At 39.0% G+C, this 13,405-nt stretch carries 12 protein-coding genes; 7 read left to right on the forward strand and 5 right to left on the reverse strand.

Features of this window, described 5'->3' with window-relative positions; genetic code table 11:
* Nucleotides 1–32 precede the first annotated feature (32 nt).
* Both sbcB and fosA12 read right to left on the reverse strand, forming a co-directional pair.
* A complete protein-coding gene (sbcB, locus tag QQS39_RS06900; RefSeq protein WP_285805615.1) occupies nt 33–1,463 on the reverse strand; it encodes an exodeoxyribonuclease I in 1,431 nt (476 codons plus the stop codon).
* A gap of 218 nt (nt 1,464–1,681) precedes the next feature.
* Nucleotides 1,682–2,104, reverse strand: coding sequence for a fosfomycin resistance glutathione transferase FosA12 (gene fosA12 / locus QQS39_RS06905; RefSeq protein WP_151434791.1), 423 nt, complete (start codon nt 2,102–2,104; stop codon nt 1,682–1,684).
* Nucleotides 2,105–2,357: 253 nt separating this feature from the next.
* On the opposite strand from fosA12, the gene QQS39_RS06910 reads away from it, so the two are divergent.
* On the forward strand, nt 2,358–3,620 hold the full coding sequence (locus QQS39_RS06910) for an MFS transporter (protein WP_151434792.1): 1,263 nt from the start codon (nt 2,358–2,360) through the stop codon (nt 3,618–3,620).
* A gap of 256 nt (nt 3,621–3,876) precedes the next feature.
* The gene (tmaR, locus tag QQS39_RS06915; RefSeq protein WP_036937771.1) at nt 3,877–4,215 is read left to right on the forward strand and encodes a PTS system regulator TmaR; all 339 of its coding nucleotides are present in this window, start codon (nt 3,877–3,879) and stop codon (nt 4,213–4,215) included.
* Between the two features lie 201 nt (nt 4,216–4,416).
* On the opposite strand, the gene rne is transcribed toward tmaR, so the two are convergent.
* Entirely contained in the window at nt 4,417–7,884 is a 3,468-nt protein-coding gene (gene rne / locus QQS39_RS06920) for a ribonuclease E (RefSeq protein WP_285805616.1), read from the reverse strand.
* A 531-nt stretch (nt 7,885–8,415) separates the two neighbouring features.
* On the opposite strand from rne, the gene rluC reads away from it, so the two are divergent.
* Complete coding sequence (rluC, locus tag QQS39_RS06925) at nt 8,416–9,369, forward strand: 23S rRNA pseudouridine(955/2504/2580) synthase RluC (protein WP_099076193.1); 954 nt, start codon at nt 8,416–8,418, stop codon at nt 9,367–9,369.
* A 104-nt stretch (nt 9,370–9,473) separates the two neighbouring features.
* On the opposite strand, the gene QQS39_RS06930 is transcribed toward rluC, so the two are convergent.
* Both QQS39_RS06930 and QQS39_RS06935 read right to left on the reverse strand, forming a co-directional pair.
* Nucleotides 9,474–9,875 (reverse strand): hypothetical protein, encoded by a 402-nt coding sequence (locus QQS39_RS06930; RefSeq protein WP_151434794.1) that lies wholly within the window; start codon nt 9,873–9,875, stop codon nt 9,474–9,476.
* A gap of 46 nt (nt 9,876–9,921) precedes the next feature.
* Nucleotides 9,922–10,521: a Maf family protein gene (locus tag QQS39_RS06935; protein ID WP_151434795.1), complete on the reverse strand. Its 600-nt coding sequence runs from the start codon at nt 10,519–10,521 to the stop codon at nt 9,922–9,924.
* Between the two features lie 141 nt (nt 10,522–10,662).
* Here QQS39_RS06935 and yceD point away from each other — a divergent pair, with 141 nt between their 5' ends.
* The 4 genes from yceD to QQS39_RS06955 are packed head-to-tail and all read left to right on the forward strand — an operon-like array spanning nt 10,663 to nt 13,392.
* On the forward strand, nt 10,663–11,196 hold the full coding sequence (yceD, locus tag QQS39_RS06940) for a 23S rRNA accumulation protein YceD (protein WP_023582576.1): 534 nt from the start codon (nt 10,663–10,665) through the stop codon (nt 11,194–11,196).
* Nucleotides 11,197–11,201: 5 nt separating this feature from the next.
* Nucleotides 11,202–11,372, forward strand: coding sequence for a 50S ribosomal protein L32 (gene rpmF / locus QQS39_RS06945; protein ID WP_006537252.1), 171 nt, complete (start codon nt 11,202–11,204; stop codon nt 11,370–11,372).
* 24 nt (nt 11,373–11,396) lie between these two features.
* A complete protein-coding gene (gene plsX / locus QQS39_RS06950; protein ID WP_151434796.1) occupies nt 11,397–12,434 on the forward strand; it encodes a phosphate acyltransferase PlsX in 1,038 nt (345 codons plus the stop codon).
* 4 nt (nt 12,435–12,438) lie between these two features.
* Nucleotides 12,439–13,392 (forward strand): beta-ketoacyl-ACP synthase III, encoded by a 954-nt coding sequence (locus tag QQS39_RS06955; RefSeq protein WP_151434797.1) that lies wholly within the window; start codon nt 12,439–12,441, stop codon nt 13,390–13,392.
* Nucleotides 13,393–13,405 lie beyond the last annotated feature (13 nt).

Here is a 13,405-nt window from a genome sequence, read left to right on the forward strand (position 1 = left end):
AGGCAGGGTAAAACCTGCCTTTATTTTATCTATTAGCTCGCTATCTCTTGAGCATATAAATAAAGCTCTTGTAGCTGCTTTAATTTTTCTTCATTATCAGCATATTCTTCAGCTAATAACTGAATAGTATTAATATATTCGGTTAATTTTTCTGGCGTTAACATCTCTTTTCTATGCGTCAACCAACGTTGTTGTTCGTCATAATTCAACGTTGAAGGATAATTTCTTGCACGATAACGGAAAAACAGAGGTTCCATTCTCGCATCTTCAAACGTTAAATCTAACGCGGGTAAATTCTGTGGTTGTGTTGAGCGAATAATCTCCATCGCACTACGATCATTTTCACTGAAAAAACCATTATAAATTTGTGAATCAACGTTATCAGATACAACAAAAGGCGTTTGTTGCGCAAATATTTCCACGACTTTATTGCGTATTTCAGGATGAGAAAACAAGATTGCCTGATTCTTTAAACAAGTCTCAACATCTAAACCAATTCTATCTGCATCTTGTTGTCTTAATGTATTTTGCGGTGCCACAATAGGGCATTTATTAATATGCAGTAATTTAAGTGGAACTGGTGGCTCCTCAACGGATAGTTCACTACGTGGCGTATATAAACGCTCACGCAATTGATCTGAGTCGAGTGTTAATAAAGGGGATATATCGGCGGCTAAGTCGCAAACAATAACTGCATTGCGATTATCAGGATGCCACGCTAATGGTGCAACAAGGCTTAAATTAGAACGTGCGGCACCAAACATACCTGAAACATGCACAATTGGTGTCATTGCCGGAATATCAATTAGCGCCTGCACTTTGCGTTTATCACGTAAATTAAAGAAATAATCAAACATACGTGGTTGCGCTTGCTTTAATTTTTTTGCCATCGCAATGGTGGCATAAACATCAGACATTGCATCATGTGCATTCTCATGAGAAATACCATTTGCTTTGGTTAATAACTCTAAACGGAAACTTGGAAAACCGTCTTCATTTTCAGGCCAAATAATACCTTCAGGGCGCAGTGCGTAACAGGCACGTAAAACATCAAGTAAATCCCAACGCGAATTTCCTTTTTGCCAGCTATAAGCATAAGGATCATAAAAATTACGATAAAGGATATTGCGAGTGACTTCATCATCAAATCGCAGGTTGTTATAGCCCATAATACAACTATTAGGTTGGCTAAAAGCTTGATGAATTTGACGAGTAAATTCAGCTTCAATCATCCCATTTTTTGCCGCTATTTGTGGCGTTATTCCTGTGATCATCACGGCTTCTGGATGAGGCAGATAATCATCATTAGGCTTGCAATAAATCACGAGAGGATCTTCAATAATATTGAAATCCATATCTGTTCTTACACCCGCAAATTGTGCAGGGCGATCGAGCGCAGGGTGAGTACCAAAAGTTTCGTAGTCATGAATGTAAAATGTGGGCGTTTTCGCTGAATTAGACAAGGTTTCCTACCATAAATTTATTGATGATTTTTTTAAATCATTACTCAATGAGTTGTATTGGGCTTCATTAAGACCATGGTAAACCATAATGCGGTAAACGTGAAATGTCAGATCAAAGTACGCTTATGTCGTGTTTAATATAAGGTGTTGCTGTGAGGATTAATAGGAGCGTACCACCGCTAATATTGATTACTTTTTTCATAGTAACAATTTAGCCCTTATATTTTTTCGGCTTCGTCGAAAAATTGCATGCCTGAATAAGGATGTTGACGACAAGCTTCTAAGCGACTTTTTAAATCACCCACATGAACTTCAAGTTTATGATGGTCAGGATCGTAAAAATAGAATGAATCACCTTCACTTTTATTTTCTTTCCATGCAGTAATGTCATGGGATAAAAGGTGTTGTTTAAAGGTTTCAAAATTATTTGCAGATAAACTGAAAGCATAGTGGGTGTAATCACTGTCTTCAGTAATATGGCGTTTATCGTGAGATAAACATAACCATAAGGAGCCTAGTTGTAGATAAGCACCGTTATCCCATAAAGCAAGAGGCTTAAAGCCTAATATTTCAGTATAAAAGGCAAAGCTCTTACTCACATTATTGACGGCGAGTGTTAGGTGGTTTAAATCAGTTAGCATTGTTTTAAGTGAGTTATGGAGGATACTGTTATTTTAACAAAGGAAATCAAAGAAAAGGGATTATATGATGCCTATTTGTGCGTTTTATTGTCAGTAGCGACAATAAAAATAAAAGTAGATCCAGTACACATAACTCAAATTGTTAACGTTAACTTATGTGCTTTATATCACATTAAAGCGATATAATTGTTTGTGAACTTGAAAGTTAACGTTAACATTTAAAGGTGAAATGACTTTATAAGGCGCTCAACCAATGAACAAAGACTCAAAAAAATACTATGCGATCTTAAGTGCGCTGTTATTTTTCTTCTTTTTTACCTGGTCTTCATCTTTTTCATTAGTTTCTATTTGGTTAAACCAGTATGTAGGATTAAAAGCGACTGATACTGGATTAATATTCTCTGCAATTTCTCTGATTGCGTTATGTGCTCAACCCCTATACGGCTTTATTCAAGATAAATTAGGGCTAAGAAAGAATTTATTATTAGTGATTGCAGTCTTACTTATTCTTTCTGGGCCATTTTTTCTAGGTTTCGCCTCAATACTTCGTTGGAATATTTTTGTTGGTTCTATTCTAGGGGGCTTATATGTTGGTATGACATTTAATGCGGGTATTGGTGTATTAGAGTCATATACCGAGCGTGTTAGTCGTATTCGTGGTTTTGAATACGGTAGGGCGAGAATGTGGGGATCGTTAGGTTGGGCATCTGCAACATTTATTGCTGGGCACAATATAAACATCGATCCTAATTATAATTTTGTGATGGCTTCTGTTTCTGGTGTTGTGTTCTTAATTCTTTTAACACTGTTAAAAACAGATAAATCAGACGCATTTAATCAATTAGAGCATGGTAAAACATCGGCTATTACCATAAAAGACGCACTGAATTTACTTTCGCTGCCTCGTTTTTGGGCGCTTATCTTGTTTGTTATTGGCACCTGTGTTTATGGGGTTTATGACCAACAGTTTCCCGTTTTTTTCTCATCGCAATTTGCAACCTTACAGCAGGGTAATGAGATGTACGGATATCTGAATTCATTGCAGGTATTCTTAGAAGCTGGTGGTATGTTTATTGCGCCTTTCCTGGTTAATAGAATAGGCGCTAAAAACGGCTTATTGTTGGCAAGTAGTGTTATGGCTGCACGTATTATTGGCTCAGGGCTAGTTGAAGGACCTGTCTTGATCTCTTGTATGAAATTATTACATGCTGTTGAGTTACCTATTTTATTAATTTCAATTTTTAAATATAACAGTCAGCACTTTGATAAACGTTTATCTTCAACACTCTATTTAGTCGGCTTCCAATGTGTTAGCTCTATTGTTGCTACATTATTATCTCCATTAGCAGGTTATGGTTATGATCATTATGGTTTTGCACCAACCTATATGGTGATGGGATGTATTGTGATAGGGACAACACTTTTCTCAGCTGTGTTTTTACGTTCAGACGCGAAAGCATTACCGCCACTTGATGGTTTACAACATGAAGACCAAAATAAGGCACAACCTATTTAATTACTTATTAATTTATCCTTTGTAGTGTCGATTTTGGCTACCAGTAAAAATGTGTAGCCATTTTTTTATCATTAATTAAGTGAATATTTGCGGGTTAAAAAATGTTGACTATATTTATTAATACATATCATCCTAATTAATTGTTAATTAAGCAAAATCAATTAAATTTGTAAACTTTGCTTGTTTATTGACACGATTAAGCGATAATCTTAAACAGAGCTATTTATCTTAAATATCAATTGTAAAGGTGTAGGAAATGGATAACGCAAACAAGCCGTCTTTCCAAAACGTACTGGAGTTTGTGCGTATGTATCGTCGTAAAAACAAAATCCGTCGTGAGATCACTGACAATGAGAAAAAGATCCGTGATAACCAAAAACGTGTTCTTTTATTAGACAACTTAAGTGAATATATTAAACCGGGTATGTCGATTGAAGATGTACTGGGCATTATTGCTAATATGCGTAGTGACTATGACGATCGTGTTGACGATTACATTATTAAAAATGCCGATCTGTCTAAAGAGCGCCGTGAATTATCTAAGCAGTTAAAAGCTATGGGTGAAATTAAAAATCTTCCTGATCTAAAAGACTGATTGTTTTACTAAAAATAATAAATGAAAGGCCTCTGAATTGAATATTCAGGGGCTTTTTTTTATTTTATTGTTGGCTTAATAAGCACTAAGTTAATTAGCGCCAAGTTAATTAGCTAATGGTTACCCAAAAAAAAGAACCCACTAAAAAGTGGGTTCTCAATTTAACAGTATTATCAAGATATTCTTAATAACACTTTATTATCAGTTTTGACTTTCAGCTTTAGTCATTCCTGAAGAAGCGTGATTAGTAGAACAATGTCCACCTGCACCAGTGCGACCTTTCTTATCAAAAGCTGGACGTGCTTCCCACGCTTTGATTTCAATTGCCACAGGAGCTTCATTAGCAGCTGGTGCTTTTGTCATTGGAGAGCTTGCATGTAGTTGGCGTGCAACTGCAACAGGCTCTTGGCGAATAACAACTTCAGCTGGTTTGCTCTCGGTTACTGTTTCAACATCCACAACTGGGATTGCACTTGCTTCTGGCTGATTTTCAATAACAGTTTCAGCTTTAGTGGCAGGGGCAACAACAGTTTCAACAGCAACTTCTTTGTGTTGTTCAACAGTTTCTTCAGTTGCTATTACTGCTTCAACAGGCTGAGGTTGTTCAGGTGTTGAAGTTTCACTTTCTACTGGTGTAACTGTATCTTGTGCAACTTCTTCTGGCGCGATACTTGTTTCAACTTGTGGTGAAGTTTCATGCATGTAAGCTTCAGTGGTATTTAATACCGCTGAAATGTTCTCTTTACGAGTAACGTGCTCTTCTGTATTCACTTCATTAATTACATCACTGATAACGTTGCTTCCAATGATGTTATTCGTTTCAACAGACTCTGCTTTTGGCGGCTCTACTGCAATAATTTCAGCAACAGCCTCTGTGGTTGATTCAGTGCTAACCGTAACAGAATAAGTCGATTCTGTAGATCCTTCCTGTGCAATATCAGCAACAATGGCTTCTGAAACCGCGGGTGCGATAGCGACCATTTGTGGATCTTGATGAGTAATAATGTGGTTTTCAACAGAAACGTCATTGTTATTTTCAACATTATTTTCAACAAATGCTGCATCACTTATTGGTGTGATTGGGTAGCGAATGAAGACTTTACCTGAAGCAAGCTCAGGAGAAGCCACCGCCATTGCCAGAGGCATTGGTGATACTGTTAAGGTACGCTCATCACGATAGCGACGACGACGTTGACCACTTACACGTAAATGACGAGGCGAACGGCGAGAACGACGTGGCATAACATTATCTTGCCCGTTATTGTCTTCGTTTTTATTGTCATCTTGTGATTTAGTTGCATCTGGTAACGCTTTTACAGCTTGTGCTTCATTTGCTTCAACTTTCGCAACAGCAACTGCTTTAGGCGCTGATTTTTCTGTTGGCGCAACTTTAGTTTGTGTTGTTGCAACAGGCGGCTCAGAAACGGCTTTTTCAGTCACAACAGGTACAACAGCTAATGCATTATCATTGTCAGTCACGCGTACAGATTGTGTTAATTGACGACGATTACGGCGTTGCATAGCAGGGCGACGAGGTTCTTCTTTCTTCTCATCAGCATTACCTTTTGCAACGGTATCATTTTCAGCAAGAGCCGCTTGTGCTTTAGCCGCTTCTTGTTGCTGTTGACGTTTTTCTTCTTGACGACGACGCTGTTCCGCACGTTGTTCACGACGCTGCTGGCGACGAGCTTCGCGCTCTGCAATCTCTTGCTCACTACTAACTTCAGTCGTTGGCGTTGTTTGTGGTTTTTGATTGCGATTTTTGCGATTGTCTTCGCTATTTGCGTTATCACGATTACGATCGTTATCACGGTCACGGCGATTATTGTTGTTACGTCGATTATTGTTATTACGACGATCACGACGATTGTCGTTATTCTCTTTCTTATTTTCCTGTGGTTTTTCTGGTGTTACTACAGGTTCTGGCTCACTACTAAATAAGTTAGAGAAGAATTTTGCGATAGAGGCAAAGAAACCTGTACCTTGAGCTTGTTCTGATTTAACAGGTTTAGCTTGAGGTTGAGGTGCTTTTTTGCTTTTCGTTGCTTCAATAGGCTCTTCTTCTTGCAATCCAAAGGCTGAAATAGCAGGTTGTTCAGGTGCTTTACGCTCTGTAACAACATCGTCCTCAGCTTCATTTAACTGACTCTCATGGAATTGCGCTAAGTTGTAGCTCAGAGAGGTAATTTCTTCGCCTTTACGTACACGAATAACAGAGAAATGAGGCGTTTGCATTTGGTCATTAGGAACAATAACCACTTTGACATTAGATTGACGTAATTCAATGTCTGTTACTGCTTTACGTTTTTCGTTAAGCAAATAAGAGGCGATTTGAACAGGCACAATTGCGTGTACTTCATGTGTATTTTCTTTAAGAGCTTCTTCTTCAATAAGACGTAACACAGAAAGTGACAGTGATTCGTTATCACGAATAGTACCGGTGCCTAAACAACGCGGACAAACGTGATGGCTAGATTCACCTAATGAAGGGCTTAAACGCTGACGAGACATCTCTAATAAGCCAAAGCGAGAGATGCGTCCAATTTGAATGCGAGCGCGATCTTGGCGAACAGCTTCGCGCATTCTGTTTTCAACTTCACGCTGATGACGTACAGGCGTCATGTCGATAAAGTCGATAACAATTAAACCACCCAAGTCGCGTAAACGTAATTGGCGTGCAATTTCGTCAGCCGCTTCTAAGTTAGTATTAAAGGCAGTTTCTTCGATATCACCACCACGGGTTGAGCGTGAGGAGTTGATATCAATCGCTGTTAATGCTTCAGTTGTATCAATAACTAAAGCGCCACCAGAAGGAAGGCGAACTTCACGCTGAAAAGCAGATTCAATCTGTGATTCAATCTGGTAATGGCTAAACAGAGGTACCGCACCGGTGTAATGGCGAATTTTGCTAGCAAAATCACCACGACCAATCGCTTCAATATGGCTACGTGCCATTTCAACGACTTTTGCGTTATCAATTAAAATTTCGCCAATATCAGGACGTAAGTAGTCGCGGAATGCGCGAACGATTACGTTACTTTCCTGATGGATTAAGAATGGCGCAGGGCGATTTTCAGCGGCTTTCTTAATTGCATCCCAGTGTCTTAAACGATAGCTTAAGTCTTGTTGTAGCGCTTCGGCAGATTTACCAACACCTGCTGTACGTACAATCAGACCCATACCATCTGGGATTTCAAGGCTTGATAAAGCTTCTTTGAGTTCAGTACGGTCTTCACCTTCAATACGGCGAGAAATACCACCTGCACGAGGATTATTTGGCATTAATACCAAATAACTTCCCGCAAGGCTGATAAAAGTGGTTAATGCTGCACCTTTATTACCACGCTCTTCTTTATCAACTTGAACAATAACTTCCTGGCCTTCTTTTAAGACATCTTTGATGTTAGGACGACCATGGGAGTGATAATTACTAGGAAAGTATTCGCGGGCAATTTCTTTGATAGGAAGGAAACCGTGGCGTTCCGCACCATAATCAACAAAAGCGGCTTCTAAGCTGGGTTCAATTCGAGTAATTTTACCTTTATAGATATTCGCTTTTTTCTGTTCATGACCGGGGCTTTCGATATCCAGATCGTACAAACGTTGCCCATCGACAAGGGCAACACGCAACTCTTCCTGCTGAGTTGCGTTAATTAACATTCTTTTCATATTGTGACTTACTCGTTATTTTCACGTTTTATAATGTGCCACTAACATACGTAATTACACTATTGATAACCGATGACCTCGTGTCTTTTACAAATGCGTCAACCTCACGGTTGTCGGTTGTATAGAGGTGCAATATGTCGGTGAGTCTGATTTTTAGTTCAAAAATTCAGCACTCTTTAATTGAACACGATGTTTCAACTCAATAAGCGATGTATTTATGGCATACTAAATTGTTTGATTTTCGACTATGTCTTACGCCATTGCTGCATTTTGAAAATCAAACAAACAAAATTTTCATAAATATACCTGATAAACATAATCAGGAGAGTCTGCATTATTCCATTGGTGTTAGGGTTATAGCAAGATGACTTTTCTGCTTTGGTGACTTTTTCTGTATAAATATGAGAGATTAGCTAATGTTTCGTCTTTTTCCCATTATTCAGGTTAAAATAGACGACAGATTTGATGTTATTTTGTACACCACAAAGTTGTTTGTTATTTTTATTTTAAGAGAGCCAAAGAATCGCCACTATGAAATCATTTAATCAAGTTCAGTTCGTCACCATTGATGGCGATGAAGCAGGCCAGCGTATCGATAATTTTTTACTGGCACGCTTAAAAGGTGTACCAAAAAGTATGATTTACCGAATTATCCGTAAAGGGGAAGTTCGAGTTAACAAAGGGCGAATTAAACCTGAATATAAACTCAATGCGGGTGACAGCATCCGTATACCTCCTGTGCGAGTATCGGAAAAAGAAGAAGTCGCGGTATCACCAAAACTTGATAAAGTCGCTGCATTGTCAAATTGTATTTTATATGAAGATGACCATTTAATGCTTATCAATAAACCTTCTGGTACGGCTGTACACGGGGGTAGTGGGTTAAGTTTTGGTGTGATTGAAGGTTTACGTGCATTGCGTCCAGAAGCTCGCTTTTTAGAGCTTGTACACCGTCTTGATAGAGATACATCGGGTGTTCTGTTAATTGCTAAAAAACGTTCAGCATTACGCGCTTTGCATGAGCAGTTACGCTTAAAACAGATGCAAAAAGATTATTTAGCCTTAGTGCGTGGTCAATGGCAATCTCACACTAAAGTTGTTCAGGCACCTTTATTGAAAAATATTCTTCAAAGTGGTGAGCGAGTCGTTAAAGTAAGCAATGAAGGAAAACCTTCTGAAACGCGTTTTAAAGTGGAAGAGCGTTTTGAATTTGCCACACTTGTGAAAGCAAGCCCTGTGACAGGAAGAACACACCAAATTCGTGTGCATACATTACATGCAGGTCATCCTATTGCATTTGATGATCGTTATGGTGATCGTGATTTTGATTCACAATTGGTAGGAACTAAACTTAATCGTCTATTTTTACATGCAAGTTCTTTGACATTTACTCATCCTTCAACGGGTGAACAAATGCGAATTGAAGCGCCAATGGATAATCAGTTGCGCCATTGTTTGCAAGTATTACGTAGTCAAAAATCTTAAGTCGAAAATTTTTATTTCAACAGAAAATCTGAATATTCAATACGCCCAGTTTGTTGGGCGTATTGCTTTTCTTAAACCACTAAGAAAGTGAGTGGAAAACAGAATTAACCTTCCACTTTTGTCATGCATTGCTCAACAACTTTATCAATATCCCACTCTTTAGGCAGTGATTTTGAACCGTTTTTACGCATTTCCATATCTACACGGATAAATTCGGTAATTCCGTAATTTTTAATAATACCGTCGTAAGTACATTCACAGACTTCGGCAATTTGAGGAATTAACGCATCATCAGTAATACCAGAACCTAATATGCAGCTACTGACAAAATTCTTTTTAAATAAAGATTTGTTGTCATCTTTTTTGTCTGAAATCACACTGTCTTGGATAGTATTTGTCGTGTTAGTTACTTTTGTTGTTGAAATTTCAGTGTCTTTTTCATCAGAACAACCCACTAATGCTGTTGCCACCACTAAAGCTGTTAAGACTGATGCTAATTTATTCATAATACGTTTTATCGCTACATGAGATTAAAAAATAAGATGACCAAATTTATTTGTGATCATCAGAGAAAAATAATGGGTTTATTCTTTGCGAGAGTAACATTTTATTCAATCGGATAAGTGGTAAACCAATTAAAGAATTTGGATCATCACCGACAAGTTTATCAAATAGAGTAATGCCTAGCCCCTCAGATTTAAAACTTCCAGCACAATTGAACGGCATCTCTTTATTTAAATAACTGATAATTTCTTCATCAGTTAAATGACGAAAGTAAACTTGAAATAATTCACAATGCGTTTGATGTTCTAAAGTTAGGCTATTATATACAGTTAATCCGGTGTAGAACGAGACACATTGTCCTGAAGCTTGTTTTAATTGTGCAAAGGCATTATCAAAATTATGGGGTTTTCCCGTGATCTTTTTATTCAGCACACAAACTTGATCAGAACCAATTATAAGGTGATGTGGAAATTTTACTTGTAAAGCGCTGGCTTTTTCATAGGATAAACGACTGACAAGATCTTGAGCGCACTCTGTGGGCATCGGGGTTTCGTCAATCTCTGGAGATGCTTGTATAAAGGGCATTCCAAGCTTTTTCAGCAACTCAGCTCGAAAGGGTGAAGTAGACGCAAGGACGAGTGGCAACATATTTTTTTTAAAATCCGTAGCAAAATGATGCCTGACATTCTAAACTATGCGCCGCTGATAAAGCGAATTTTGGTGGAAAGGTGTAGATAACCCGCCTTTTTCTTTGACTATATTCCATTACAAAGATAATATGCGCGCCTTATGCAAAAGGTAAAATTACCCCTGACCATTGATGCGCTGCGAGCAGCTCAAAAGAATTTAGACTATGACGGTCATTATTCTCCAGAGCAAGTAAGCCGCTTAGCTGAATCGGTGGTCAGTGTGGACAGTAATATTGATGTGGCTTTATCATTTGATATTGACCATCAACGTCTTGCCGTGATTAAAGGGCATTCCGATGTGGATGTGACTTTAGAATGTCAACGTTGTGGTGGCCATTTTCCGTATCATGTTCACGCAACGTATTGTTTTAGCCCTGTTGTCAGTGATGAACGGGCCGAGACATTACCGGAAGAATATGAACCAGTTTATGTAAACGAATTTGGTGAAATAGATTTGCTGGCAATGATTGAAGATGAAATAATCCTCAACTTGCCGGTGGTTCCGGTACATGATTTTGAACACTGTGAAGTGTCCGACGCGGATATGGTGTTTGGTGAACTCCCTGAAGAATTATCAGAGAAGCCAAATCCATTTGCCGTATTAGCCAGTTTAAAGAAAAGTACTAAGGAGTAAGGTCAATGGCCGTACAACAAAACAAACCAACTCGTTCTAAACGCGGTATGCGTCGCTCTCATGACGCGCTGACAGTAACTCAAGTTTCTGTTGACAAAACTTCTGGTGAAACTCACCTGCGTCACCATGTAACTGCTGACGGTTACTACCGTGGTCGCAAGGTTATCAACAAGTAATTAGCTTTATAGCTCGTTGATACCTTGACAAATCTAACCATAGCGTTAGATGCGATGGGCGGGGACTTCGGTCCTCGCATCACAGTGCCTGCTTGTTTGCGGGCGCTGGCATCTAATCCTCATTTAAAAATATTGCTGGTAGGTCAACCAGACTCTATATCTCCTCTGCTTGCAAATCAAAATGCTGAGCTAATCTCCCGTTTACAAGTTATACCCGCAGAACATATTGTCGCCAATGATGCCAAACCTTCACAAGCTATTAGAGCAAGTAAAGGTACATCAATGCGAGTGGCACTTGATCTCGTGAAAACAGGGGATGCACAAGCTTGTGTAAGTGCAGGGAATACTGGCGTATTAATGGGATTAGCAAAACTTCGACTTAATGCAATTGATGGAATTGAACGTCCTGCTCTGGTTTCGGTATTACCTAATCAGAAAAAAGGCAAGACCGTCGTTCTTGATTTAGGCGCTAACGTTAACTGTGATAGCAAAATGCTGGTGCAGTTTGCGGTAATGGGCGCAGTAATGGCCGAAGAGATAGCAGATATTGATTCACCGAAAGTGGCGCTTTTAAATATTGGTGAAGAAGAGAGTAAAGGATTAGATAATATCCGCGAAGCTGCTACGGTATTAAAATCGACACCAAATATTAATTATATTGGTTATGTTGAAGGTAATGAATTACTGACAGGCAAAACGGATGTATTGGTGTGTGACGGCTTCGCAGGTAATGTCTCCCTTAAAACGATGGAAGGCGTTATTAGAGTTTTCCTTTCATTGATTAAATCTTCTACTACCGAAAATAAAAAAACGTCGTGGTGGATGAAAATATTGAAGAAGTGGTTACAAAAGCGGCTAATTAAGCGTTTTGGACATATGAACCCCGACCAGTATAACGGTGCTTCTCTGTTAGGATTACGCGGTATCGTCATTAAAAGCCATGGTGGCGCAAATGAAAGCGCGTTTACAGCAGCAATAGAACAGGCTGTTCATGCCGTTGAGCGAAAAATTCCAGAGCGAATTGCTTCACGACTGACAACAGTATTACCCAAGAGCGATTGATAGAATGTATACAAAAATCTTAGGTACTGGTAGTTACTTGCCTGTACAAGTGCGAACTAATGCCGATTTAGAAAAAATGGTTGAAACATCTGACGAGTGGATTGTTACCAGAACGGGTATCCATGAACGTCGAATTGCAACAGAAGAAGAAACTGTTGCCGTGATGGGTGCGGGTGCTGGCGAAAAAGCATTAGAAATGTCAGGTATTGATAAGCAAGACATTGGGTTGATTATTGTTGCAACGACATCTGGCTCTCATGCTTTTCCAAGTGCAGCTTGCCAAATTCAAAATGCATTAGGTATTAGTGATTGTATTGCTTTCGATGTTGCGGCTGCATGTTCGGGTTTTGTTTATGCATTAAGTATTGCGGATCAATTTATTAAAGCGGGTTCTGTTAAAAAAGCACTGGTTATTGGTGCTGACAGATTATCTCACGCTTTAGATCCAGAAGATCGTGGCACGATCATCCTGTTTGGTGATGCGGCAGGGGCTGTAGTTGTTGGCGCATCAGAAGAAGAAGGCATTATCTCTACCCATTTACATTCTGATGGTCGTTTTGGTGATCTATTAGCATTACCTTATCAGAGTAGAGAAAATGACGATTTGCCTGCTTATGTGACTATGGCAGGAAATGAAGTCTTTAAAGTCGCAGTTCGGGAGCTTGCCCACATTGTGGATGAGACACTTGAAGCTAACAATATTGATAAATCTGAACTGGACTGGCTTGTGCCTCATCAGGCAAATTTAAGAATTATTTCAGCGACCGCGAAAAAGCTGGATATGACAATGGATAAAGTAGTGGTGACATTAGATCGCCACGGCAATACGTCAGCAGCATCAGTCCCAACAGCATTAGATGAAGCTGTAAGAGATAATCGCATTCAACGTGGTCAGTTAATCTTACTGGAAGCGTTTGGTGGCGGTTTTACTTGGGGTTCTGCACTTATCCGTTTTTAATATTATCAGGAAA

The sequence above is a fragment of the Proteus appendicitidis genome (genome assembly GCF_030271835.1).
In the GTDB taxonomy this organism is placed as follows: Bacteria; Pseudomonadota; Gammaproteobacteria; order Enterobacterales; family Enterobacteriaceae; genus Proteus; species Proteus appendicitidis.

Coding starts and splice junctions, on each gene's coding strand:
- fosA12 (WP_151434791.1), bottom strand. CDS start 2,104: ATGCTAACTGATTTAAACCACCTAACACTCGCCGTCAATAATGTGAGT.
- QQS39_RS06910 (WP_151434792.1), top strand. CDS start 2,358: ATGAACAAAGACTCAAAAAAATACTATGCGATCTTAAGTGCGCTGTTA.
- tmaR (WP_036937771.1), top strand. CDS start 3,877: ATGGATAACGCAAACAAGCCGTCTTTCCAAAACGTACTGGAGTTTGTG.
- rne (WP_285805616.1), bottom strand. CDS start 7,884: ATGAAAAGAATGTTAATTAACGCAACTCAGCAGGAAGAGTTGCGTGTT.
- rluC (WP_099076193.1), top strand. CDS start 8,416: ATGAAATCATTTAATCAAGTTCAGTTCGTCACCATTGATGGCGATGAA.
- QQS39_RS06930 (WP_151434794.1), bottom strand. CDS start 9,875: ATGAATAAATTAGCATCAGTCTTAACAGCTTTAGTGGTGGCAACAGCA.
- QQS39_RS06935 (WP_151434795.1), bottom strand. CDS start 10,521: ATGTTGCCACTCGTCCTTGCGTCTACTTCACCCTTTCGAGCTGAGTTG.
- yceD (WP_023582576.1), top strand. CDS start 10,663: ATGCAAAAGGTAAAATTACCCCTGACCATTGATGCGCTGCGAGCAGCT.
- rpmF (WP_006537252.1), top strand. CDS start 11,202: ATGGCCGTACAACAAAACAAACCAACTCGTTCTAAACGCGGTATGCGT.
- QQS39_RS06955 (WP_151434797.1), top strand. CDS start 12,439: ATGTATACAAAAATCTTAGGTACTGGTAGTTACTTGCCTGTACAAGTG.